We start from the raw sequence: 25,421 nt of genomic DNA, 5'->3' as shown, positions 1-25,421 counted from the left end.
TTCTCATGTAAGGTGCGTAAAACAAGGTTTCACGCACCTATTATTTTTCAAAGGTAGATTTTTTAATCCTCCATCCAACTCATCCTATCCTAGGATAAATAAAAACAATGGATAAACTTCGCCAAAAATATTTACAAAAATGGCTTCGTGCGCAACAAGAACCTGTTAAAAAATTAATGCGCACCAATATTGCCCTTGCCACACTTTCCTCCTTAATTCTTGTGGCTCAAACCTATTTTCTTGCGACATTGCTCGACAAGCTCATTATGCAACATGTCGATCGCGCTGAACTGGTTCCCTATTTTATTGCATTAATCATCACTTTTGCTTTACGTGCGGTCATTTTATGGCTACGCGAAAAAATTGGCTTTAAAGCAGGTCGATTACTGCGCAATCACATGCGTCAAAAGATTTTAGATAAAATCCATCAAGTGGGACCTGCGACTATCAATAACAAACCAGCTGGTAGCTGGGCAAGTATCATGCTTGAACAAGTGGAAAATCTGCATAACTTCTATGCGCGTTTCTTACCACAACAAAGTTTGTCTGCCATTGTACCAATGGTGATTTTAATTGCTTTATTCCCGCTCAACTGGGCCGCAGGACTGATTTTGATGGTCACTGCACCGCTTGTACCGATTTTTATGATTCTAGTAGGGATTGCAGCAGCAGATAGCAGCCAAAAAAATATGGCCACTCTTTCTCGCTTAAGTGCACAATTCTTGGATCGCTTACGCGGTTTAGAAACCTTACGTCTTTTCAACCGCACTTCAGAACAAACACAACATATTGAAAGCACAACGGAAGACTTCCGTGAAACGACCATGACTGTACTTAAAATGGCGTTTCTCTCTTCTGCCGTGTTAGAGTTTTTCACCTCCATTTCCATTGCTTTAATGGCGGTGTACTTTGGTTTTAGCTATTTAGGCCAAGTCGAATTTGGTACTTATGGCACCACGCTAACCTTATTTACCGGCTTTTTCTGCTTAATTCTTGCGCCAGAGTTTTATCAACCATTGCGAGATCTCGGGACTTACTATCACGATCGTGCAGCTGGTATTGGTGCAGCTGATGCCATTGTCGATTTCTTAGAAGCAGATTATTTAATTGCACATCAAGGTAATGAACAAATTCCAGCACAAAGTGCGGTCGAGATTCAGGCTGAAAATTTAGTAGCACTTTCACCACAAGGTCAACCATTAACGAAGCCTCTTTCATTCCATATTCCGAAAGAAAGCCATATTGCTCTTGTCGGCCAAAGTGGTGCAGGAAAAACCTCTTTAATCAATGTATTACTCGGTTTCTTGCCTTATGAAGGAAGCTTAAAAATTAATGGTGTAGAACTTAACCAAAGCTGTTTAAGCGACTGGCGTAAACAAATTGCGTGGGTAGGACAAAACCCATTACTGCTACAAGGTAGCATCAAAGAAAATCTACTTTTAGGTGATATTCAAGCAACTGATGAGCAAATTGAGCAAGCCTTGGTTTCTGCTCAAGCGAAAGAATTTACTGATAAATTAGGCTTGGATAGTGAAATTAAAGATGGAGGCATTGGTGTATCCGTAGGCCAAGCCCAACGATTAGCTATCGCACGCGCTTTACTACGCAAAGGCAATTTATTATTACTCGATGAGCCAACGGCTAGCCTTGATGCTCAGTCTGAAAATCTGGTACTTGCTGCCCTTGCAGAAATGAGCCATAACCAAACCACCTTAATGATCACACACCGTATTGAAGATCTAAAACAATGCGACAACATTTTAGTGATGCAAGAAGGTGAAATTGTTCAACAAGGCCATTTCAACCAATTAAAAGATCAAGGCTTCTTTGCCGAATTATTGGCTCAACGAAAAGAGGATATTCAATAATGCGTGCCTTACTTCCCTTTTTACGTTTATTTAAATTCGCCAAGTTGCCTTTATTTTTAGGCTTGGTTTTAATGATCACTGGCCTCGCATCCAGCATTGGCTTGCTGACTACTTCGGGTTGGTTTTTAGCGGCAACGGCAATTGCGGGTCTTGGCACGTTATTTAATTTCTTCTACCCTTCCGCTTCTGTGCGCGGACTTGCTATTAGCCGCACCCTTTTCCGTTATTTCGAAAAGTTGGTGACTCACGATGCGACTTTCCGCATTTTAGCTAAATTACGGGTACAAGTTTTTGAGAAGATTATTCCCTTAAGTCCAGCTGTGTTAAATCGCTACCGTAACAGCGATTTATTAAACCGCTTAGTGTCAGATGTAGATACACTCGATAGCCTTTATCTTCGCTTAATTGCGCCATTTATTACGGCTATTTTTGTGATTCTAGCTATGTGTATTGGCCTAAGTTTCGTCAATGCTCCTTTAGCCTTAGGTCTAGGTGTGAGCCTGCTTATATTGGTATTCGTTATTCCAACCGTTTTCTACCAACTGGGTAAAAAATTTGGTGACAAACTCGTGCATTCTCGTGCACTTTATCGCACGCAATTCTTAGAGTTTATTCAAGCTCAAGCGGAATTATTGCTCTTTAATGCTGAAGATAAATTGAAAGATAATATGGCTAAAACCGAAGCAAATTGGCAAGCAGATCAACAAAAAGAAGCCAATTTAAGCGGATTTTCAACCGCACTTTCACTCTTCTTAAATGGTTTGATTATTGCCGCCATGTTGTGGTTTAGCTCACAAGCGGAATTTGGCAACGATGAATATCGCATGGCGTTTATTGCGCTCTTCACTTTTGCTGCCCTTGCATCGTTTGAAATCTTAATGCCATTAGGCTCGGCGTTCTTACATATCGGGCAAGTAATCGCGTCAGCTGAACGTGTAACAGATATTATCGAGCAGCAACCATTAGTGACTTTTAATGGCAAAGCGGAGTTCGATCAAAACGCTACTACATTAATTGAAGCAAAAGATCTTTCTTTTACTTATCCTGAACATCAAAATCGTGCTTTAGAAAACCTGAATTTAACCATTCAAAAAGGCAAAAAAATCGCAATTTTAGGTAAAACAGGTAGCGGAAAATCCACGTTATTACAGCTTTTAGTGCGTAATTATGATACCAACCAAGGAGAATTATTCCTTGCAGGTAAGCCAATTGCTGATTATGCAGAAGACACATTACGCAGCCAATTCTGCTTTTTAACACAACGTGTACATGTATTTAGCGATACACTTCGTCAAAATCTGCAATTCGCAAGTGCGGTCAATATTCCTGATGAAAAAATGATCGAGGTGTTAAATCAAGTTGGTTTAGGCAAATTGTTGGAACAAGAACAAGGCTTAGATATTTGGTTAGGTGATGGCGGCCGTCCACTATCAGGTGGAGAACAACGTCGCTTGGGCTTAGCGCGTATTTTGCTTAATGATGCACCAATTTTATTATTAGATGAGCCAACCGAAGGTTTAGATCGCGAAACGGAACGCCAAATTCTGCGTTTGATTCTTGCCCATGCTGAGAATAAAACCTTAATTATGGTGACTCACCGCTTAACGGCGATTGAGCAATTTGATGAACTTTGTGTGATTGATGAAGCGAAGCTAATTGAAAAAGGCACTTATACAGAATTATTGCAATTAGAAAAAGGGTTCTTCAAACAATTAGTTGAGCGAGTGTAAAATAAGAAAGGATAAGTTGGGTGGAAATCTTCCCAGCTTATTCTCGGCACACAGAAATTCCGACTTTGGCTGCTTTCTTCCGAACCTGACCGAGTAAACCGGACACCGTTGCGAGAGACCGAGAAGATTTCCATTGATATCGCAATGCGATTAGGTGGGCTATTATGCAAGAATTGGCCCTGTATTGCAAAGGTTAATTTATCAATTCGGTGAATTTGACGAGAAAATCAACCGCACTTTTAAGGCAAAACCATGAACTATCTCCAATACTACCCGACAGATGTTGTAAATGGCGAAGGCACCCGTTGCACCCTTTTCGTTAGCGGCTGTACGCATGGTTGCCGTGGTTGTTACAATCAAAAGAGCTGGTCTTTTGATAATGGCGTATTATTCGATGAAGCGATGGAACAACAGATCATCAATGATTTAAAAGATACGCGCATTAAACGTCAAGGGCTCACGCTTTCAGGTGGAGATCCGATGCATCCTCGTAATGTTGAAGCCTTACTTCCTTTTGTACAGCGTGTAAAAAAAGAATGCCCTGATAAGGATATTTGGGTGTGGACGGGTTATAAACTGGATGAACTTGATGATTATCAACGTCAAATGTTGCCTTATATTGATGTGCTTATTGATGGAAAATTTATACAAGAACAGGCTGACCCAAGCTTGGTTTGGCGTGGTTCAGCCAATCAAGTGATTTATCGTTTTAAGGTTTAACCGAATAAGGTTAAGCTATTTTGCCAAGCCGTTTCTTTAATGACTTCAGCATTTTCACTTCTTAAACGGCATAATGCCTCAAAGGTGTGAACTATCCGCTCTGGTCGATTAGGTTGTCCTTGAAAGCCAAACACTGGCATATCAGGCGTATCCGTTTCTAACACCAACGCCTCTAATGGTAACTTCGCAATCGCTTGGCGCGTTTTATTCGCGCGTTCATAAGTAATGGTACCACCTACACCAATTTTATAGCCTAAATCCACAAATCGTTTTGCTTGATCGTAACTCCCTGAAAATCCATGCACCACACCATATTTTGACAAATTGGCCTGTTTTAAAAAGCGGGATAATTGCTCATGGGATTTTCGACTATGTAAATTGACCGACAGATTGTATTTCTTCGCTAAATAAAGCTGACTTTCTAAAAAGTGCTGTTGCTTTTGCCATAATTCATCAGTCAATAAATCTGGAATCGCACATTCTAAGCCTATTTCTGCTACGGCTGTACAATTTTGATTACGAACGGATAATGCCGCATCCAATATCTCTAAATCATGCTCTTGGTGTTCTTTGATATAAAGAGGATGCAACCCAAGCCCACAATAAAGATGCTCAGGGAAAAGTGCGGTCATATTTTGGATCGTTTTAAAATCCGACTCTTTTACCGCCACAATTAAGATTTTCTGTACATCAGCTTGTTTAGCATTCTTCACGAGCAGAGCTAATGGATCTCCCGTGTCATGATGAAGATAATCGAGGTGGGTATGAGTATCGAAGAAAGGCATAGTGTTATTTCACTTAAGAAAAAAGGTGTGTAGATTACGCATCCACACACCGAGTTAATTATTCTACAGACACCGATGTAATTACGACATCTTCTGTTGGAACGTCTTGGTGGAAACCTTTATTACCAGTTTTTACTTTTTTGATTTTATCAACCACATCCATGCCTTCAACCACTTCACCGAATACGGCATAGCCCCATTCTTGTACCACTTCACGACCAAACATCTCTTTTGAACGGTAGTTTAAGAAGTCATTATCTGCCACGTTAATGAAGAATTGTGCCGTTGCAGAATGTGGATCAGAGGTACGCGCCATGGCGATTGTGCCACGTTTATTGCTTAAACGATTGTTTGCTTCATTTTGGATCGGTGCATTTGTTGCTTTTTCACGCATTCCGCTTTCCATACCACCGCCTTGGATCATAAATCCATCAATAACACGGTGGAAAATTGTGTTATTATAGAAACCGTTTTTACAATAATTTAAAAAGTTTTCTGCGGTGATTGGCGCTTTATCAAAATCAAGTTTAATTTTAATATCGCCAAAATTTGTGTGTAATGTAACCATGTTGTTTTCCTCTTGAAAATTAAGGCATTCATTATTCCACAAATGGCGAGAAAGTGCCACCATGAGCAGAAAAAGTGCGGTCGTTTTCCAACCAGTTCTAAGAGAAAAAATATGTTAAAGATCTTTAATACCCTCACTCGAGAAAAAGAAGTGTTCAAACCTATCCATGAAGGAAAAGTGGGTATGTATGTGTGCGGCGTGACCGTTTACGATTTATGCCATATTGGCCACGGCCGTACCTTTGTGTGTTTTGATGTGATTGCTCGCTACTTACGCTCTTTAGGCTACGATTTGACTTATGTGCGTAATATCACGGATGTAGACGATAAAATCATTAAACGTGCATTAGAAAACAAAGAAACCTGCGATCAACTTGTGGATCGTATGGTGCAAGAAATGTATAAAGATTTTGATGCATTAAACGTATTACGCCCTGATTTTGAGCCTCGTGCAACACACCATATCCCTGAAATTATTGAAATTGTGGAAAAATTGATTGCTCGTGGTCATGCTTATGTTGCAGACAATGGCGACGTGATGTTTGATGTGGAAAGCTTTAAAGAATACGGCAAATTATCGCGCCAAGATCTCGACCAGTTACAAGCGGGTGCACGTATTGAAATTAATGAAATCAAGAAAAATCCAATGGATTTCGTGCTTTGGAAAATGTCAAAAGAAAACGAACCAAGCTGGCCATCACCATGGGGCGCAGGTCGTCCAGGTTGGCACATTGAATGTTCGGCAATGAACTGTAAACAACTTGGTGAGCATTTTGATATTCACGGTGGCGGTTCTGACCTAATGTTCCCGCATCACGAAAATGAAATTGCGCAATCTTGCTGTGCTCATGGCGGCCAATATGTGAATTATTGGATCCATTCCGGCATGATCATGGTAGATAAAGAAAAAATGTCGAAATCTCTCGGCAACTTCTTCACTATTCGTGATGTATTAAACCACTACAATGCAGAAGCGGTGCGTTATTTCTTATTAACGGCACACTATCGCAGCCAGCTTAACTACAGTGAAGAAAACCTGAACTTAGCACAAGGTGCATTAGAACGTTTGTACACGGCTTTACGTGGCACCAATCAAAGTGCGGTCGCTTCAGGCGGTGAAAATTTTGTGGAAGCCTTCCGTGAAGCAATGGACGATGATTTCAATACGCCGAATGCCCTTTCTGTCTTATTTGAAATGGCGCGTGAAATCAATAAATTGAAAACTGAAGATGCAGAAAAAGCCAATGGTCTTGCTGCTCGTTTACGTGAATTAGCGGGTATCTTAGGTTTACTTCAACAAGATCCAGAAAAATTCTTACAAGCTGGTTCTGACGATGATGAAGTCGCAAAAATTGAAGCGCTTATCAAACAACGAAACGAAGCCCGTGCCGCTAAAGATTGGACTGCAGCAGATGCGGCACGTAATGAACTTACGGCAATGGGAATTGTGTTAGAAGACGGCCCTAACGGCACGACGTGGCGTAAACAATAATCTCACTTTGATACAAAAACTGCGGTCAAATTGACCGCAGTTTTTCTTTTAAGAAGAAAGCATTACATTTTCGGTTTTTCCATTGTTTTTGCTTTTTTCTTCATTTCTTTTACTTTCATTTCTTTTGTTTTCATATCATCAGATTTCATTCCTTCTGATTTCATATTATCCATTTTCATGTCGTGAGATTTCATATCATGAGATTTCATCATCCCATCAGATGCCATTTTGTCATTTTGCATTGGCATAGCGTCTTTTGTCATCGGCATGGAATCTTTTGCCATCGACATTTCATTAGATTTCATATCGGTCGCATAAAGACTGGTTGCGAAGAAAAGTGCAGCAATAGCAGTAAAGGTTGTTTTTGAAGTAATATTTTTCATTTTGAATCTTCCTTAATTTGTGAATAATTAGCATTGGATGGAAAGGTTTCCCCTTTCATTATCATTAGACGAATGAGAAATCTATTTCTTACACTTTTTTCAAGGAAAAAATATGGAAACTGGAATTTCCAATAAAGACTTGGCTCAAATTAGAGAGCAAATGCTGAAATTTGCCACATTACAGGTGGGCGATTCTGTATTAGCTGAAGATTTGGTGCAAGAGAGTTTTTTAAGTGCATTTAACCATCTTGAGCAATTTAAACGACAAGCGGCATTTAAGACCTGGGTCTTTGCTATCTTAAAAAATAAAATCATTGATTTTCTTCGCCAGAAAGGCAAATTAGTGCTAGAAACCGAAATTGAAGATGAAGAACAAACTAATCATTTCTTTGATGAAGGTGGACACTGGAAAGCTGAACATTCTCCACTCGATCTCGAACTGAGCGAAAGTGCGGTCTATTCTGAAGAATTCTGGCTGATTTTTGAAACTTGCTTAACTTGCCTGCCCGCCAAACAAGCCAAGATTTTTATGATGAGAGAGTTTTTGGAATTATCTTCCGAAGAAATTTGCCAAGAAAATCAACTAAGCATAAGTAACTTGCACACGACACTCTATCGTGCCCGCTTACAACTTCAAAACTGCTTATCTCATAAACTTTAGGGAGTGACTTTATGAAATGTCGCCAAGCAACTCGCCTCATTTCAGATGCGCAAGAACGCCCATTAATGACTAAAGAAAAAATTGGGCTCAATTTGCATCTTGCCATCTGTACACACTGCCGTAAATTTCAACGAAATTGTGGCACATTGAGAAAATTAATGAAGGATTTCAAAGGATAAAAAAGCGGAAGACAACTTCCGCTTATTACTTTATTACTTCGCCATTAACGCTGTTGCACGTGAAATCACTTCTTTGACTTCATCATCCGTCAATTTCCCTTCTTTCACAAATTGCACTTTGCCGGTTTTATCAAGCAAAATAATCACGCTGTCTTTTTCACGTAATCCCCATGCATTTTTAACCGCACTTTTATCATCTAAAATCACTTGGCTATGGGCATTTTCTTTTTTACCTTTTTCTGCACTACTTTTTACAAACATGCCCGTGCCCACAACAGCATCATCAGCGTTGATAATCGTCGTGGTTTGATATTTAGCTTGGTTAAAATGAGCAGCTTTGATGGCTTCGATCATCGCTTGATTTTTCTCTTTCGCTGCACTTCTGCCCGCAATATGTTGAATCACTCGTACTTTTCCTGGCAATGCCGTTGAGCTCCACGATTTATACGCTACATCATTACCATCTAAAGTGATTTCACCTTTATCCGAAACCGTTACATTGGCTAAAAGTTGGTTAGGTTGAATATTGTGCGCGAATGCATTAACTGAGATTAAACTCCCCATCACAGCGCTCAAAAGCATAATTTTTTTCATAAATACCTCATAAATTCCGTGAAATTGCCCATTTTTTGGCGAATAGTCACTTTTTTGTTATACTCCGTGCGCATTATACTTTGCTTAAATCAGATAAAGAAGGAAAAAGAAATGGATCAAATGCCAGCTTGCCCAAAATGTAAAGGCGAATATGTTTATCACGATTCTGTGAATTTTGTTTGCCCTGATTGCGGTAATGAATGGAATGGTAACGAAGCAGTTGAAGCCGATGACGATCAACTGATTGTTAAAGATAGCAACGGTAATTTATTAGCCGATGGTGATGATGTGCTTTTAATTAAAGATTTAAAATTAAAAGGCTCATCTGAAGTGTTGAAGAAAGGCACTAAATTCAAAAATATCCGTTTAGTTAACGGAGATCACAACGTCGATTGTGGCAAAATCATGTTGAAATCCGAATTCTTGAAAAAAGCTTAAGAATTCACAATAAAAAGAGCGGTCGATTTTAACGTTGTTTTAAATCGACCGCTCTTTTTTTATTTTCGTTATACCTTCGCAGGTTTCACAATTTCACTTGGATAACAACCAAGCACTTTCAGATAATTACTGAATTGCTTAAGCTCCTCCAAGGCAATTTGGGTATCTGGATGATGAATGTTTCCTTCAATCTCCAAATAGAACATTTCTTCCCAAGGTTTGCCATAAATTGGACGAGATTCAAGCTTGGTCATATTAATACCGTGCTTTTTAAACACAAGTAAAGCATCCACTAGAGAACCCGCTTGTTGCGATGTTGTCATCAACAATAAAGTTTTCGTATGAATTTGTGGTGAAACTTCACGAGCTTGTTTGGCTACCACAATAAAACGAGTAATGTTGTTTTCTTGGTTAGCAATATTATGTTTTAACACATGTAAGCCGTAAAGCTTGCCGCCATCTTCATTACCTAATGCCGCAATATTCGGTTTATTCAAACTTGCTACGAGCTGCATTGCATGAGAGCTACTTTCGCAGTACTCGATATGCACACGCTCAAGACTTTGAATAAATTGACTACACTGCTGGATCACCTGTGGATGGCTATAAAGTGTATCAATTTTGCTTAAATCATCTTGCTCATTCACTAAAACACAATGCTTGATAGGATAAGCCAACTCGCCTACCAAAGATAAGGTGGTATGTTGAAGCAGATCATAAACTTCATTAATTGCACCTGACGTGGTGTTTTCTAAAGGCAGTACACCATAATCAGCTTCTCCACTTTCAACCTTTTCAAAAATTTGAGCAAAGGAATCACAACTGATTTCAGCAAACTGCTGATTATAACGAGCCGCATAATTACGCGCAGCCAAATTAGAGTAAGAACCACGCTTGCCTAAGAAAGCAATATGTAACGTTTCTTCTCGTTGCTCATTGAGCTTTTTCTGCAAATACACTTGTTGTGTTAATACAGAATCTTCAATGATTTTTTCGAAGACTGACGTAATATACTGTGGTTCAAGCTGATAATTTTGACTTTCAGCAAATTGCACAAGCTCTTGTAAGAGCTGTTGTTCACGCTCTAAATCACGCAACGCTTTTTGCGTCACTTCTTTGCTTCTTACTACATCATATGCCAGGCGGTGGCGCTCTGAAAGCAGCTTTAACAAGCTGCGATCAATTTGCGTAATTTGCTGACGAATTTCTGATAAATCTAATGCCATTTCATTCCTTATTTAAAGGTTACTTCATTATGAGGGATGTATTTTTCAGCATTAATAGGTGAATTTTTCTCAAAAAATTCTTTTAAAACATCCGCATCAATAAAACCAGTGTTTACGAAAGTTGGATTTTTTGTCATGACTGGATAACCATCTCCACCCGCCGCATTATAACTTGGTAAAGAAATACGGTAAGTTTTATTTAAATCTAATGGTTTACCTTGAATTTTCACATTTTCAACTTTCTTCTCCGCACGATTTACTGTCATGCTGATACCTGAATATTGTGCATAGGCACCAGAATCCACTTCTTTCAATGCGACTACATTTAAATAATCCAGTAATTCTTTACCGGTTAATTCAAAATAGCTCACAATATTACCAAATGGATGGATTTTTAAAATATCTTTATAAGTTACATCACCTTCTTGGATAGAATCACGAATACCACCTGAGTTCATAATACCAATGTCAGCTTTCGCTTTTTGGCGTTGTGCTTCTGCAATTAAGTGGCCAAGGTTAGTTTGTTCAAAACGGATGATAGTACGATCGCCTTCTAACTTACCTTTTAGTTTACCCACTTTTTGGCTTAATAACGCATCACCCTTATCTTGGTAAGTTTTTAAAAGTTTTTCCATTTCTGGATCTTGTGGAATCTCTTCGGCATAGTTCACATATTCTGTTTTACCATCTTCTTTTTTCACTTTTTTCTTCAAGTTCACTGGAATTAATTGATAATTCACTAATTTTAATTCACCATTTTTGAACTCAAAGTCAGCACGACCAACATATTTACCCCATTCAAATGCTTGCATAATCCAAGTACCATTTTGGAAATCTGGTTTACATGGCTGAGTTGGTTGATAATCTTTAATCCATACGCCTTTATCATCCACACAAATCGGATCATGACTGTGGCCACCGATAATCATATCGAATGCGCCTTTATCTAAATTACGTGCAAGACTCACATCACCCGGCGCATTTGAACCATGTTTAGCATCATAGTAATAGCCCATATGTGTTAAAGCAATTTTTACATCTGGCTTAACTTTTTCATTTAGCTCTTTTAATGTGGCTTTTGCTACCGTTGTTGGATCTTCAAACTTCACATTATGAAGGTATTCTGGGTTGCCTAATTTTGCAGTATCCTCAGTAGTTAAACCGACCACTGCAATTTTAAGATCTTGTTTATTTAAAATCGTATAAGGCTTAACTAAGGTTTTACCTGTTTTCGTATTAATCACGTTTGCAGATAAGAATGGGAAGTTTGCCCATTTTTCTTGCATATCAAGAATTTGTAGTGGATTATCAAACTCGTGGTTACCTAATACAGTTGCCTCATAGCCCATTGCGTTCATTGCTTTAATATCTGGTTCTGCTGTTTGCATATCTGACTCAGGTACACCAGTATTAAAATCACCTGCATTTAATAAAATGAGTGAGCCCCCTTTTTGCTCCACTTCAGCTTTTACGCGATTAACAATTGTTTTGTGAGCAGGAAAACCATATTCACCTTTTGCATTCGGCCAAAAATGTCCGTGCGTATCATTAGTGTGCAATATGGTAAATTGATAGGTTTTGTCCTGTTCATATGCCATTGCAGCAGAAGTTGCTAGCACAAGAGGAAGCACGGTAAATAATTTTTTCATATAAAAATACCTCTATTTTTGACCGCTCTTTACCTTCGCAGAAAACAAAAATAATAGAGCAAGATGAGAAATAAAAAAGCTATACTCCCGAAAGAAGTATAGCTTTTCAACAAAACATTGTTATATGAGTACCTGCGCAGGTGCAACATAACCTTGTGGAACTTGTTTCTTATCTTCAAAGGTAACAAATTCCCACGCTTCCTGATCGGCAAGTACAGCACGGAGTAACTTATTATTTAAACCGTGACCAGATTTATAAGCTTTGAAATCACCGATGATATTATAGCCACACATATAAAGATCACCAATTGCATCAAGCATCTTGTGACGAACTAATTCATCTCTAAAGCGTAATCCATCTTCATTTAAGATTCGGTAATCATCTAATACGATAGCATTATCTAAGCTACCACCTAATGCAAGACCTTGAGATTGAAGATACTCAATATCTTTCATGAAACCAAAGGTTCTTGCACGACTGATTTGATGTACGAATGCTTGTGCAGAAAAATCCATCACATAATTACGTACATTTTTACTAATCGCTGGATGATCAAAGTCGATGGTGAAATCTAAACGGAAACCATTATAAGGTTTGAATTCTGCCCATTTATCACCGTCTTCTACTCGTACGTTTTTCTTAATACGAATAAATTTCTTCGGTGCATTTTGTTCTTCAATACCTGCATCTAAAAGCAAGTAAATGAATGGGCTTGCACTACCGTCCATGATTGGAATTTCAGGTGCATCAACTTCAATAATAATATTATCGATACCTAAACCTGCTAATGCTGCGTTTAAGTGTTCTACGGTTGAAACACGCACACCTTGTTCATTCACAAGTGCAGTACAAAGCATTGTATCGCGCACTGAATCCGCATTCGCAGGGAAAGTCACCGGCGGATTAAGATCAGTACGGCAGTAAATCACCCCAGTATTTGGCATAGCCGGACGCAACGTTAACGTTACTTTTTTGCCGCTATGTAAGCCTACACCTGTGACTTTAATGCTTTGTTTTAATGTTCTTTGTTTAATCATCTCTTTTACCTTATTGCTTCACAACAAGATTACTTCTACTCTTATTTCTCATCACGACCAAATGATGCCGGATTAAAGAAATTAGGATTATTTCTTAACTGTTCTAAACGGCTTGGATCAAGCGGTTTATTTAAGTTACCGTATTGCGGATTTTGTTCCTGTGCTGGTTCTGGCTGTGAATTATGTCTTAATGCATCTAAACCATGTAAACCAACTGGCGGTTGTGGCTGAATCGTTTCTTGTGCTACAGGTTGTTGAACTGGCGCTTGTTGCACTGCTGCTTGAGGACGAGCAATCACTACCGGCTCAGCCGCAACAACATCACCCAAACCTGTTGCAACGATCGTTACACGAATTTCATTGCTCATTTCAGGGACTAAACTGGTACCCACAACGATAGTCGCGTCTTCTGATGCAAAGCTACCTACTGTATCACCTACCACGTTAAATTCGTCAAAGCCGAGATCCATACCTGAGGTAATATTAACAAGAATACCTTTAGCATTAGAAAGATCGACTTTCTCTAATAAATCATTTTTAATCGCAAGACGCGCTGCTTCTTCTGCACGACCTGCACCTGGTTCACTTTGAGCTGAACCGAAACCAATCATTGCTTGGCCCATTTCCGACATAACGGTTCTTACGTCTGCAAAGTCCACGTTGATTAAACCAGGAGAGGTAATCATATCGGAGATACCCATAACAGAGTTACGTAATACGTCATTTGCAGCAGCAAAAGCATCAATTAACGTTGCATTTTTCGGGAGAACTTTTTGGATTTGTTGGTTAGGAATAATGATCATTGAATCCACGTATTGTGAAAGATCTTTAATACCTAATTCAGCAAATTGCATACGTTTTTTGCCTTCAAAGCTAAATGGCTTAGTAACAACAGCAACAGTTAGAATACCTAATTCTTTCGCAACTTTAGCGACGATTGGTGCGGCACCAGTACCTGTACCACCGCCCATACCAGCAGCGATAAAGACCATGTCTGCACCTTCAAGCATTTTACGGATTTCTTCTTGGTCATCTTCAGCCGCTTTACGACCTACATTTGGGTTTGCGCCTGCACCAAGACCTTTAGTTGTTGCCCCACCGATTTGTACAGTTTGTTGAACTTGGCTTTTGCGTAATGCTTGCGCATCGGTATTCACCGCATAGAATACGATTTTACCGTGTTCTTCGCTATCAATTGCACTTTCGCCCAAGAAATTACCATTGAATTCTTGTTGCACCATGTTAGCAACCATGTGGTTAACTGCGTTACCGCCGCCTCCACCGACACCGACAACCTTAATCAGTGCACCTGTTTGCTCTTCAAAATCACCATACTCTGGGTATAACATTTGCTGTTCTCCGTTACTGCTAATACTCTGCTAGCACATTAATAAAAGTTAAATTTTTTCTATTGTAAATGAAAAAGCCAAAATGATCAAAATTCTGATTTCACTTTATTGAAAATATTTTTAAGACCTTTCCAGAATTTTTTGCCTAATGCTTCATCGCCATAGTTACTATCCACAGGATCATTATCACTATTCTGATGATGGTATTGTAATAATCCCACTACAGTTGAATATTGTGGGCGATTCACATAATCTGTTAAACCCGTAATATTTAATGGACTACCAATACGTACCTGGCAACCAAATACACTTGAGGCACAATCTTTTAAGTCTTCAATCTGTGCACCACCACCGGTGATAACAACACCCGCAATTAATTCAAATTTAATATGTTTGGTTTCTAAATCTGCTTTGAGCTTATCTAATTCGTCCTTAACAACGCCTAATAGTTCAATATATCTTGCTGAAGTGATTAAAGATAAATCACTTTTTGTTAAAGCGCGTGGTGCTCGACCACCAATACTTGCCACTTCAATTTTCTTATCACCATGTAAACGTGCCGGATACAATGCACTCGCATAATTCACTTTAATGCGCTCTGCCTCTGCACGAGAAACGGTACATGCATGAGCAATATCGTTCGTTACAATATTTCCAGCGTAAGGAATAACCTTGCTGAAACGCAATGAGCCATTGGTGTAAACCATCATATTCATGGTGCCTGCACCGAAATCAACTAAGCAAACACCAAGATCTTTTTCATCTTCAGTTAAAACAGAATGTGTTGCTGCAAAGCCGGAGAACACAACTTTATCAACTTGTAATCCACAACGCTCAACTGCTTTTTTCAAGTTATTTTGCCAGTCTTGGTGACACGCAATTAAGTGTACGTTTGCTTTTAAACGAACACCTTGTAAACCTAATGGATTTTTAATATTAACTTGCTTATCTACTGCATATTCTTGTGGAATGATGTGTAATAAAGAAAGGCCTTCAGGTAATTTTACTGAGCTCGCTGTATGCAAAGCATCATCAATTTCATCTTGAGTTACTTCATTTTCAGAAATAGCAACAAAGCCGCTCTCATTCAGGCTTTGAATATGTTCACCTGTAATCGCAAGAGTCACGCTCATAATTTGACAATCGGCCATTGATTCAGCTGCCTCAATGGCACGTTGGATAGAGTTAACGACGGCATCTAAATCAGTAATACTGCCACGATCAATCCCTTTTGATGGACAACTACCCACGCCAAGTACATTTACTACTCCATCAGGAAGCACTTCCCCAACGACAGCAACAACTTTTGATGTACCAACTTCAAGACCTACAATTACTTTCGGTTCCAACTCTTTTGCCATTTTCTTATTACACCCAATGAATTATTTTTTATTTCTCTGTCAATCCAACCGCTGCTGATGCAGATGCATAGCGCAAATCTACATAATCAATTCGTTTACCTTCAGGCACTTCAATTTGTGGATAAATCGTTACAAATCGATCTAATTTTGCTTTCCAATCTCCACGCCCAAGTTTCAATACTATATCATTATCTAGCGTAACTTGCCACGCACCACGATCATCAATTGTCACGCCTTTAACCACCAAATTTTTCGCCTTAAAATCAGCAAAAATTTGATTCCAAGCTTCTAATACTTTTAAGCTTTGATAATCAGGCCCACCTAAATAAGGTAAAGCTTTTTCTTTTAACTTATCCATCGGTAATTGGAAAACCGTTCCCTCTTTTGTGACAAACTCTGTTTTGTTCCAAATGGCGACTGGCTGATATTCTGATAACCAAATACTTAAACGATTTGGCCAAATTTTACGAACCACCGCACCTTTTACCCAAGGAATCGTTTCAAGCTGCTCTTGAATTTGCTTAACGTCCTGTCCCCAGAAACCCTTAAGTGAACCCATTTTGAGCAATACGTCTTGCACATCCGGATAAGTAGTAAATTCATTTTGACCTACTAATGCATAGGCAGTAATTTTTCTATCACCGTCTAAGCTTTCGAGCCAACTTTGCCAGTTTGAATAAACGAAATACCCTAACCCCGCACAAAGTAACACCAAAGCAAGTTTAATCTGCAACATAAAACGGAATTTACCTTCTCCATTAGATGAGCGACCAAATTGCGTTGGCGGTGTATTTTTGCGCTTAATTACATTCATTACGCACTCAACTCCAAAATTTTCACGACGAGTTGTTCAAATGAAATGCCGACTGTTGACGCAGATTTAGGGAACAAACTGTGACTTGTCATGCCAGGATTTGTGTTTACTTCGACTAAACGGAAATTACCTTGTGCATCAGTCATCACATCAATGCGGCTCCAACCACGACACCCTACGACGTCATAAGCACGTTTAACTAACTTCGCTAATTCTTGCTCACGTTCAGCTGAAAGGCCAGCAGGGCAAAAATATTGAGTGTTATCTGAAATATATTTCGCATCGTAATCATAAAACTCACCTTCTGGCACAATGCGAACAGCAGGCAATACTTCGCCACCTAAAACAGGCACAGTTAGTTCATCACCCGCTAACCATTCTTCAATCAAAATAGTGTTATCAAATTTAAGTGCGTAATCGACCGCACTTTTTAATTCTTCGACTGCTTTTACTTTTGTTAAACCCACACTTGAACCTTCAAGAGATGGCTTAACCATCAAAGGTAAACCTAATTTTTCGACCACAGCTTGTGGGTTTAGTTCGTGAGCGTTTTCTTTGGTCACGATCTCCATATCGGCAACAGGTAAACCAAAAGCTTTCCACAACATTTTGGTACGCATTTTATCCATAGTTAATGCTGAAGCCATCACACCACAACCAGTGTAAGGCAAACCAATTTGTTCTAATAAACCTTGCATGGTGCCATCTTCACCACCGCGACCATGTAAAATGTTAAAAACGCGATCAAAACCATCTGCTTTTAAATTCGCCACATTATATTCTTTAGGATCGATACCGTGTGCATTATAACCTTGGCTTACTAAGGCGTTTAACACAGCTGCACCAGAATTAAGAGACACTTCACGTTCAGCTGATGTGCCGCCTAACAACACGGCAATTTTTTCTTGTTTTAAATTCATTGTTTTATCCTGTTTTCTTTTTATTTTTCATCAAAAGTGCGGTTATTTTTCGATGTATTTATGCTTTCCAACGTTCTGCTAAACCGCGAGAAATTTTGCTTACACTTCCCGCGCCTTGGGCAAGAATTAAATCGCCATCTTGAATAATTTGATCTAATACATCGCCAAGTTGTTCCGTATCAGAAACTAAAATTGGATCGACTTTTCCTAGATTACGAATAGAACGACAAAGTGCTTTACTATCTGCACCGACAATTGGCGTTTCGCCAGCCGCATACACATCTAACATAATCAATGCATCCACTTGGGATAATACCTGTACGAAATCATCAAATAAATCGCGAGTACGTGAATAACGGTGTGGTTGGAAAATCATCACAATACGTTTATCACCCCAGCCTTCACGTGCTGCTTTGATTGTCACGCCAACTTCTGTTGGGTGATGACCATAATCATCCACTAAGCGTACTTTACCATTTGGACGAATAAACTCGCCTAATTGGTCGAAACGTCTGCCTGCGCCTTGGAAATCTGCAAGCGCTTCTAAAATCGCTTCATTGCCAATGCCTTCTTCTTTTGCGACTGCAAGTGCCGCGGTTGCATTTAACGCATTGTGTTTACCTGGCACATTCAATAATACATTGATGCGTTCACCACTTGGACAAACTACGGTGTAATGACCTTGGAACCCCGTTTGTTCATAATCTTCGATACGATAGTCAGCATGTTCACTGAAACCATAGGTTAATACTTGACGTCCAACTTGAGGAACTAGTTCCATTAACACAGCATCGTCAGCACACATCACCGCTAAGCCATAGAACGGCAAGTTATGTAAGAATTTTACATAAGTGGCTTTCATTTTCTCAAAGTCACCTTCATAGGTATCCATATGATCCGGTTCAATATTAGTCACCACAGAAACCATTGGCTGTAAGTGTAAGAAAGAAGCATCACTTTCATCTGCTTCAGCGATTAAATAACGACTTGCACCTAAATGTGCGTTTTTACCAGCTGATTTAACTAAACCACCATTAACGAAAGTTGGATCCAGTTTCGCTTGAGTATAAATCATCGAAATCATGGCTGTTGTTGTGGTTTTACCGTGAGTTCCTGCAACCGCAATGCCATGACGGAAACGCATAATTTCCGCTAACATTTGTGCTCGCTGAATCACGGGAATACGATTTTGTTTTGCGGCGATTAATTCAGGGTTATCTTCATGGATCGCGCTTGATACCACAACCACACTCGCCCCTTGCACATTTTCAGCTTGGTGACCGATGAAAATTTTTGCGCCAGCTTGAGCAAGACGTTGAGTCACAACACCATCTGCAATATCGGAACCAGAGATATCATAACCTTCATTTAATAAAATTTCGGCAATTCCACTCATACCGGCACCACCGATACCAATGAAATGGATTTGTTGAACCCGACGCATCTCAGGGATAATCTTTCTAATTTCGTCCGAAATATGTTTCATATTATTTCACCTTTATTTTTAACCGCACTTTTAGATTAAGGGTCTATTTACTTCCCCTTAACTTCTCTGTTCTTATTTCGCGTTCTCTACAATGACATCAGCTACACGTTTAGCCGCTAATGGTGCTGACATTTCTTTTGCCTTAATTGCCATCGCTAGCAAGGTTTCACGATCTATTTTTTCTAAGAAATCAACTAACACATCCGCATTTAATTCATTTTGTTGAACGATTTTTGCTGCACCGACATCGGCAAGATATTTGGCATTTAAATATTGTTGTTGATCTTTATGCTGGAATGGTACGAAAATTGCTGGAGCCCCCACTGCAGCTAATTCACATACTGTTAAGGCACCAGAACGACAAATCACCACATCCGCCCAGGCATAGGCTTCTGCCATATCATCAATAAATTCTGTAATTTTGACCGAGCCAGCGTGTTCACCATAAAGTGCGGTCACACTTTCAACTGAACCTTTACCCACTTGATGACGCACTTCTAGTTTATCTGCCAAACGTGCTACTACTTGTGGAATCGTTTGATTGAGTACGCGAGCACCTTGACTCCCCCCCACGACAAGCACTCTCAATTTTCCACTTCTTTCTGAAAAACGCGCTTGTGGTGATGGCATTTCAAATAAATCTTGGCGAACCGGGTTTCCTACCACTTCGGCATCTTTGAATGCAGTTGGAAAAGCTTGTAATACACGTGTCGCAATTTTAGCTAACCATTCATTGGTTAAGCCCGCTACGGCATTCTGTTCATGTAAAATAACCGGCACGCCACAAAGTTTTGCAGCGATACCACCTGGGCCTGATACATAACCGCCCATACCTAATACTGCATTAGGTTGATATTCTTTGATAATTTTGCGAGCTTGCAATACCGCTCTTAAAATAGCAAAAGGCGCACCAAGTAACGCTTTAATGCCTTTACCACGTAACCCTGAAATTTGAATGAAACGAATCGGAATACCATGTTTTGGTACAAGCTGTGCTTCCATTCGATCTTTTGTGCCTAACCAGCAAATTTCCCAACCTTCTTTTTGTAAGGTTTGAGCAACCGCGATGGCGGGGAAAACATGTCCACCAGTACCACCCGCCATAACTAATAATTTTTTACTCATAAATATTCCTAGTCATCTCTCAAACGAGCTTGACCACCTCGTTGTAATCTATTCTCATGGTCAATACGCAATAAAATCCCTACGGTTGCCGACATAATGATGATACTTGAACCACCGTAACTCACTAATGGGAAAGTTAAACCTTTTGTTGGTAACATCCCTAAGGCCATGCCTAGATTGACAAAACCTTGGAAGAAAATCCAGAAACTAATACCTAAAGCAAAAAAGCCTCGGAAACGTTGTTCTAACATGAGTGATTCACGTCCGATTTTCATCGCTCGGAAAATCAATAGACCTAAAAGAATCACAACAACCAAAATACCAATAAAGCCGAACTCTTCACCAATAATCGCCATGATAAAGTCGGTATGTGCTTCAGGAAGATAATCGAGTTTTTGAATGGAGTTACCGAGCCCTTCTCCGCTAATTTCACCACGACCAAAGGCCATCAAAGAGTTAGTCAGCTGGAACCCTGTTCCGTAAGGATCTTTAAACGGTTCTAAGAAACCGGTAAAACGTTTTAAACGATAAGAGGCAGCGAGAACCAGCCATACAAAGAGAAGTATGCCTGTACCAATTAGCAAAATAAATTGCCAAAAATTTGCACCGACAATAAAAAGCATACCAAAGGTAATAACGAAAAGTACGACGGTACTACCTAAGTCAGGCTGAGCTAGTAAGAATATCCCTAATACGCCCATCACAATGAAAGGCTTAGCAGCACTGAATTTTTTACCACGTACTTCATCATAACGACGCGTAAAATAGCTCGCCAGGAAACAAGTCAACGCTAACTTCGCAAATTCCGCAGGCTGGAAATTTAAAATTCCTAAAGAAACCCAACGTTTAGCACCATTAACAGAAGTCCCGATACCAAGAACCAGTATTAATAAAACAATAGCTAACAAGAAGACTTTTGCGTGCCACTTTTCCCATTGGGAAGAAGAAATTTGGAGAGTTAAATAGCAGGTTGCTAAAGAAAGCAAGACATAAACGGCATCACGTTTAGCAAAATAGAATGTATCATTAAATACGCGTGCACTGTAAGGCATAGAGGCAGAAGTTACCGCTACTAAACCAATCAGTAATAGCACGACAAAAAGCCAAAACAATGCGCGATCATAGAGCAACCCTTGCGGCGTCACTCTCGCCCATTGTTCATAATTTTGTTTAATTTTATTGATAAATTCCATTACTACCCTAATTTTTTAAGCTAATTTTGCTAAACGAGTAAACTCTTCGCCACGTTTTTCAAAAGAGACAAACTGATCCAAACTTGCACAAGCAGGAGATAATAACACCATATCGCCTGATTTTAAATGTGGACGTAAAAATGAAATGGCTTGTTCCATGGTTTCAAACAAATGACTTTGGCTTGAAAGTGCCGCAAGTTGTTTGCCATCTCGACCAAAACAATACGTTGAAATATGAGGTTGATTGATTAAATCAGCGAGTTCAGAAAAATCAGCACCTTTGCCATCACCACCTAATAAAAGATGTAATGTTCCTTCAACATATAAACCAGCCAATGCCGCAACTGTACTGCCCACATTGGTTGCTTTGGAGTCATTAATCCAACGAATACCATTCGCTTGGTGTGCTAATTGGAAACGATGATCTAAGCCTTTAAATTGACGAAGTGCGGTACGAGTTGCCTCTAAATTTATCCCTACTGCTTGTGCTAATGCTGTAGCAGCTAAAATATTCATGTAATTATGACGACCAACCAAGGTGGCTTCATCACAAGGTAAAATGACTTCCTCTTTTGCCATTAAGTACTGTTTACCATTTTCGGTTTTCAACCAGTAATCCGCTTGATTTTCAGCAAAAGACACCACCTTCTTAGCCTGATTTTCACCTTCGCCAAAAGTGAGTTTATCTTCTAAATTCACTACTGCTGTTTCCGCATTGTGGTAAATACGTAATTTTGCTTGGCGATAATCTTCTAAATCCACATAGCGATCCATGTGATCTTCTGTCACATTAAGCACAGTCGCTGCAGCCGCTTTCAAACTGTAAGTGGTTTCAAGTTGGAAACTGGAAAGCTCTAACACATAAAGATCGCAATCTTCATTTAATAATGACAACGCAGGAATGCCAATGTTTCCGCCCATGCCCACTTTTATTCCTGCCGCTTTTGCCATTTCATAGACTAATGTTGTTACGGTGCTTTTACCGTTAGAGCCCGTAATTCCGACAATTGGCTTGGTGGCAGCTCGGCAGAATAATTCGATATCCCCAATCACTTCCACACCAGTTGAAAGTGCGGCCTGAATTTCAGGTGTTTTTACCGCGAGTCCTGGGCTAATGACAATAATATCGCTTTCAAGTAACCATTGTTGATTTAGGCTACCTGTATGTAAGGGAACATTTTTAGGTAATTTATCCGCACCTGCTGGATGTTGACGTGTATCAATCACTCGGATGTTAGCTTGTTGAGATTGAAGATATTCAACGCAAGAAAGGCCTGTTTTCCCAAGGCCTATGATGGTGATAGTTTTATTTTGGTATAGAGTTGTCATGTTATTTTTCTTCTCTCGTATTCTGGGATCACGCAGGGTGCAACAAGTGCACCCTACAAAAATTATCTTAGTTTGAGCGTTACAAGCCCCATCAACACCAACATCAAGGAAATAATCCAAAACCGAATAATCACTCTTGGTTCTGGCCAACCTTTTAATTCAAAGTGATGATGAATCGGCGCCATTCTAAAAATACGTTGTTTTCTTAATTTATAAGAACCCACTTGTAAAATCACGGACAAGGCTTCAACAACAAATACACCGCCCATAATCACTAATAAGAACTCTTGGCGAACAAGGATGGCAACAACACCAAGTGCGCCACCTAGTGCTAGAGAGCCAACATCGCCCATAAAGACTTGAGCCGGATAAGTATTAAACCATAAGAAACCTAAGCCTGCGCCTACGATTGCAGTACAGAATACCACCACTTCAGAACTATGTTTGATGTAAGGAATATGTAAGTATTCTGCGAAATTAACGTTACCTGTCGCCCATGCGATTAAAGCAAATGCACCTGCGACTAACGCTGTTGGCATGATAGCAAGCCCATCTAAACCGTCAGTTAAGTTTACCGCATTACCTGTACCGACAATCACAAAGTAAGACAGCACAATATAGAATAGACCCAATTGCGGCATAATATCCTTGAAGAATGGAATCACTAAACGAGTTGCATCTGTATCATGACCTAACCAATACAACCAAATGATTGCCACTAATGCCACCACTGACATCCAAAAATATTTCCAACGAGCAATTAAACCATCGGTATTTTTACGCGTGATTTTACGGAAATCATCCACAAAGCCAATTGCACCATAGCCAAACAATACAAATAAGCAAATCCAGACGTAAGGATTCGTTAAGTTAGCCCATAATAATGTACTCACACCGATGGAGAATAAAATCATCACACCACCCATGGTTGGCGTACCTTTTTTCGCAAAGTGACTTTCAGGACCGTCATTACGCACTTCTTGACCAAATTTTAAAATTTGAAGGCGTTTGATCACTTTCGGACCAATCCATAAAGAAATGAAAAGTGCGGTTAATAATGCCAAAATCGCACGGACGGTAATATAGGAAATGGCATTAAATGCCGTTTCATAGCGAACTAAGTATTCAGCAAGCCAAACTAACATAAGCTATCCTTTAATGAATAAATCGTCTCTTCCATTTTCATTGAGCGAGAGCCTTTCGCTAACACGACGATTTTTTGGTTTTCTTGTAATTTCTGTTTAATAATATCTAACGCATAAGCTGTCAATTCAGCTTTATCTTTAAAATGTTTTCCCAAAACAGCTTCAGAAATGACCGCACTTTCTGTTCCGTAAGAAAGCACCAAATCTAATTGAGCTTGTTTTGCATGCTCACCCACTGCTTGATGACATTTTAGGCTATCCTCGCCTAATTCTTTCATATCGCCCACAAGTAGAATACGGAAAGCATCATAACCTTTTAAAACATCAATCGCAGCTTGTAAAGAATCAACATTCGCATTGTAAGTATCATCTAATAAAAGTAGATTTTCATTCACTTGAATCGGGAATAAGCGTCCTTTTACTTGAGAACGATGTTCAAGACCTACTTTTACATCAGCAAGACTCGCGCCCACATTCATAGCAAGTGCGGTCGCTGCCAACGCATTTTTTACATTATGCTCACCTAAATAAGGCAAATTAATTTCAATGCTGCCTTTTGGCGAAACTAACGTAAACGTTGATCCATTAGGTGAATGTTTTACATTTTCAGCTTTGTAATCGCCACCATTAAAATATTGAATAGCATGCGAACCAATTTCTTTTTGCCACAATTCAATATAATTATGTTCGCTGTTAATAATGGCCATACCATTTGGGGTTAAACCGCGATAGATTTCACCTTTCGCACGCGCTACACCCTCAATTGAGCCAAAGCCTTCTAAATGTGCGGCTGCCACGTTATTCACTAACGCAGCTTCTGGCTGCGCAAGATGCGTGGTGTAATCAATTTCACCTTGATGATTTGCACCTAATTCAATAACAGCAAATTTATGTTGTTCGGTTAAGCGTAATAACGTTAATGGTACGCCAATATCGTTGTTGAAATTACCATTCGTGAATAACACGGCCTCAGGATTGCCTGCTGTTTGTTGCAGAATCGACGCAGTCATTTCTTTCACTGTGGTTTTACCCGATGAACCTGTCATCGCCACGGTACGAGGATTAATTTTTTCACGCAACCATTTTGCTAATTGACCAAGGGCTAAGCCCGTATCTGCAACAACTAATTGTGGCGTTGCAATTTCGGTGTTAGCTTGTTGCACAACTAAGGCCGCCGCACCTTGCTCAACGGCTTTATCTAAGTATTGATGGGCATCAAAATGCTCACCTTTTAATGCAAAAAACAGCGAGTTAGATACCGCTTTGCGCGTATCTGTATTGATATTTTCAACAACGGCCTGCCCATCACCAATAAGATTGGCATTTAAAATTTGGGCAAGCTGTTGGGTAGTAAGTTTAATCATTATGT

24 protein-coding genes and 1 other RNA gene are annotated in these 25,421 nt (G+C 39.6%); 7 read left to right on the top strand and 18 right to left on the bottom strand.

Going from position 1 to position 25,421, the window contains the following annotated elements:
* Window positions 1-107 precede the first annotated feature (107 nt).
* Window positions 108-1,868: a heme ABC transporter permease/ATP-binding protein CydD gene (cydD, locus tag HMPREF3020_RS05025; protein ID WP_070775744.1), complete on the top strand. Its 1,761-nt coding sequence runs from the start codon at window positions 108-110 to the stop codon at window positions 1,866-1,868.
* Window positions 1,868-3,598: a heme ABC transporter ATP-binding protein/permease CydC gene (cydC, locus tag HMPREF3020_RS05020; RefSeq protein ID WP_070775743.1), complete on the top strand. Its 1,731-nt coding sequence runs from the start codon at window positions 1,868-1,870 to the stop codon at window positions 3,596-3,598. Before cydD ends, cydC begins: the two co-directional genes overlap by 1 nt.
* A 26-nt stretch (window positions 3,599-3,624) precedes the next feature.
* Here the strand turns inward: cydC and ffs are convergent.
* Window positions 3,625-3,723: signal recognition particle sRNA small type (ffs, locus tag HMPREF3020_RS05015), an RNA gene on the bottom strand.
* Window positions 3,724-3,850: 127 nt separating this feature from the next.
* On the opposite strand from ffs, the gene nrdG reads away from it, so the two are divergent.
* The gene (nrdG, locus tag HMPREF3020_RS05010; protein ID WP_005696501.1) at window positions 3,851-4,318 is read left to right on the top strand and encodes an anaerobic ribonucleoside-triphosphate reductase-activating protein; all 468 of its coding nucleotides are present in this window, start codon (window positions 3,851-3,853) and stop codon (window positions 4,316-4,318) included.
* Here the strand turns inward: nrdG and HMPREF3020_RS05005 are convergent.
* Window positions 4,315-5,103, bottom strand: coding sequence for a TatD family hydrolase (locus HMPREF3020_RS05005; protein ID WP_070775742.1), 789 nt, complete (start codon window positions 5,101-5,103; stop codon window positions 4,315-4,317). The genes nrdG and HMPREF3020_RS05005 overlap by 4 nt on opposite strands.
* A gap of 58 nt (window positions 5,104-5,161) precedes the next feature.
* On the bottom strand, window positions 5,162-5,671 hold the full coding sequence (locus tag HMPREF3020_RS05000; protein WP_005699853.1) for a peptidylprolyl isomerase: 510 nt from the start codon (window positions 5,669-5,671) through the stop codon (window positions 5,162-5,164).
* Between the two features lie 111 nt (window positions 5,672-5,782).
* On the opposite strand from HMPREF3020_RS05000, the gene cysS reads away from it, so the two are divergent.
* The gene (cysS, locus tag HMPREF3020_RS04995; protein WP_070775741.1) at window positions 5,783-7,162 is read left to right on the top strand and encodes a cysteine--tRNA ligase; all 1,380 of its coding nucleotides are present in this window, start codon (window positions 5,783-5,785) and stop codon (window positions 7,160-7,162) included.
* Window positions 7,163-7,224: 62 nt separating this feature from the next.
* Here cysS and HMPREF3020_RS04990 read toward each other — a convergent pair whose 3' ends face one another.
* On the bottom strand, window positions 7,225-7,545 hold the full coding sequence (locus HMPREF3020_RS04990; RefSeq protein ID WP_070775740.1) for a hypothetical protein: 321 nt from the start codon (window positions 7,543-7,545) through the stop codon (window positions 7,225-7,227).
* A gap of 112 nt (window positions 7,546-7,657) precedes the next feature.
* Between HMPREF3020_RS04990 and HMPREF3020_RS04985 the strand changes: the two genes are divergently transcribed.
* Together HMPREF3020_RS04985 and HMPREF3020_RS04980 are read left to right on the top strand one after the other, a co-directional pair.
* Window positions 7,658-8,206, top strand: a complete 549-nt coding sequence (locus tag HMPREF3020_RS04985) for a sigma-70 family RNA polymerase sigma factor (RefSeq protein ID WP_049366227.1) — start codon at window positions 7,658-7,660, stop codon at window positions 8,204-8,206.
* Between the two features lie 11 nt (window positions 8,207-8,217).
* Window positions 8,218-8,385 (top strand): zf-HC2 domain-containing protein, encoded by a 168-nt coding sequence (locus tag HMPREF3020_RS04980; RefSeq protein ID WP_005696517.1) that lies wholly within the window; start codon window positions 8,218-8,220, stop codon window positions 8,383-8,385.
* Between the two features lie 33 nt (window positions 8,386-8,418).
* On the opposite strand, the gene HMPREF3020_RS04975 is transcribed toward HMPREF3020_RS04980, so the two are convergent.
* Window positions 8,419-8,979 (bottom strand): YtfJ family protein, encoded by a 561-nt coding sequence (locus HMPREF3020_RS04975; protein WP_049384407.1) that lies wholly within the window; start codon window positions 8,977-8,979, stop codon window positions 8,419-8,421.
* A 111-nt stretch (window positions 8,980-9,090) separates the two neighbouring features.
* On the opposite strand from HMPREF3020_RS04975, the gene HMPREF3020_RS04970 reads away from it, so the two are divergent.
* Complete coding sequence (locus HMPREF3020_RS04970) at window positions 9,091-9,417, top strand: zinc ribbon domain-containing protein YjdM (protein ID WP_049367797.1); 327 nt, start codon at window positions 9,091-9,093, stop codon at window positions 9,415-9,417.
* A gap of 68 nt (window positions 9,418-9,485) precedes the next feature.
* Here HMPREF3020_RS04970 and pheA read toward each other — a convergent pair whose 3' ends face one another.
* From pheA to murF, 13 genes are all read right to left on the bottom strand, one after another.
* On the bottom strand, window positions 9,486-10,643 hold the full coding sequence (gene pheA, locus HMPREF3020_RS04965) for a prephenate dehydratase (RefSeq protein ID WP_070775739.1): 1,158 nt from the start codon (window positions 10,641-10,643) through the stop codon (window positions 9,486-9,488).
* An 8-nt stretch (window positions 10,644-10,651) separates the two neighbouring features.
* Window positions 10,652-12,292: a bifunctional UDP-sugar hydrolase/5'-nucleotidase UshA gene (ushA, locus tag HMPREF3020_RS04960; protein ID WP_005697704.1), complete on the bottom strand. Its 1,641-nt coding sequence runs from the start codon at window positions 12,290-12,292 to the stop codon at window positions 10,652-10,654.
* A 120-nt stretch (window positions 12,293-12,412) separates the two neighbouring features.
* Window positions 12,413-13,330, bottom strand: a complete 918-nt coding sequence (gene lpxC / locus HMPREF3020_RS04955) for a UDP-3-O-acyl-N-acetylglucosamine deacetylase (protein WP_049364420.1) — start codon at window positions 13,328-13,330, stop codon at window positions 12,413-12,415.
* Window positions 13,331-13,371: 41 nt separating this feature from the next.
* Window positions 13,372-14,679, bottom strand: a complete 1,308-nt coding sequence (ftsZ, locus tag HMPREF3020_RS04950; RefSeq protein ID WP_070775738.1) for a cell division protein FtsZ — start codon at window positions 14,677-14,679, stop codon at window positions 13,372-13,374.
* Between the two features lie 86 nt (window positions 14,680-14,765).
* A complete protein-coding gene (ftsA, locus tag HMPREF3020_RS04945; protein WP_005697680.1) occupies window positions 14,766-16,040 on the bottom strand; it encodes a cell division protein FtsA in 1,275 nt (424 codons plus the stop codon).
* Window positions 16,041-16,068: 28 nt separating this feature from the next.
* Window positions 16,069-16,854: a cell division protein FtsQ/DivIB gene (locus HMPREF3020_RS04940; RefSeq protein ID WP_070775737.1), complete on the bottom strand. Its 786-nt coding sequence runs from the start codon at window positions 16,852-16,854 to the stop codon at window positions 16,069-16,071.
* On the bottom strand, window positions 16,854-17,774 hold the full coding sequence (locus tag HMPREF3020_RS04935) for a D-alanine--D-alanine ligase (RefSeq protein WP_032822683.1): 921 nt from the start codon (window positions 17,772-17,774) through the stop codon (window positions 16,854-16,856). Before HMPREF3020_RS04935 ends, HMPREF3020_RS04940 begins: the two co-directional genes overlap by 1 nt.
* A 58-nt stretch (window positions 17,775-17,832) precedes the next feature.
* A complete protein-coding gene (gene murC / locus HMPREF3020_RS04930) occupies window positions 17,833-19,260 on the bottom strand; it encodes a UDP-N-acetylmuramate--L-alanine ligase (protein ID WP_070583307.1) in 1,428 nt (475 codons plus the stop codon).
* Window positions 19,261-19,332: 72 nt separating this feature from the next.
* Window positions 19,333-20,385 carry an undecaprenyldiphospho-muramoylpentapeptide beta-N-acetylglucosaminyltransferase gene (murG, locus tag HMPREF3020_RS04925; protein ID WP_070775736.1) on the bottom strand — a complete coding sequence of 351 codons (1,053 nt, stop codon included), beginning with the start codon at window positions 20,383-20,385 and terminating at the stop codon, window positions 19,333-19,335.
* A gap of 8 nt (window positions 20,386-20,393) precedes the next feature.
* The gene (gene ftsW / locus HMPREF3020_RS04920; protein ID WP_070775735.1) at window positions 20,394-21,578 is read right to left on the bottom strand and encodes a putative lipid II flippase FtsW; all 1,185 of its coding nucleotides are present in this window, start codon (window positions 21,576-21,578) and stop codon (window positions 20,394-20,396) included.
* A 15-nt stretch (window positions 21,579-21,593) separates the two neighbouring features.
* Window positions 21,594-22,907 carry a UDP-N-acetylmuramoyl-L-alanine--D-glutamate ligase gene (murD, locus tag HMPREF3020_RS04915; RefSeq protein ID WP_070775734.1) on the bottom strand — a complete coding sequence of 438 codons (1,314 nt, stop codon included), beginning with the start codon at window positions 22,905-22,907 and terminating at the stop codon, window positions 21,594-21,596.
* 62 nt (window positions 22,908-22,969) lie between these two features.
* Window positions 22,970-24,052, bottom strand: coding sequence for a phospho-N-acetylmuramoyl-pentapeptide-transferase (gene mraY / locus HMPREF3020_RS04910; protein WP_049370102.1), 1,083 nt, complete (start codon window positions 24,050-24,052; stop codon window positions 22,970-22,972).
* Window positions 24,046-25,416: a UDP-N-acetylmuramoyl-tripeptide--D-alanyl-D-alanine ligase gene (gene murF, locus HMPREF3020_RS04905; protein WP_070775733.1), complete on the bottom strand. Its 1,371-nt coding sequence runs from the start codon at window positions 25,414-25,416 to the stop codon at window positions 24,046-24,048. Before murF ends, mraY begins: the two co-directional genes overlap by 7 nt.
* Window positions 25,417-25,421 lie beyond the last annotated feature (5 nt).

The organism is Haemophilus sp. HMSC068C11 (assembly GCF_001815355.1).
GTDB lineage: Bacteria > Pseudomonadota > Gammaproteobacteria > Enterobacterales > Pasteurellaceae > Haemophilus_D.
Note: the sequence above shows the minus strand (reverse complement) of the source record. Positions and strands in the feature narration are given on the sequence as shown.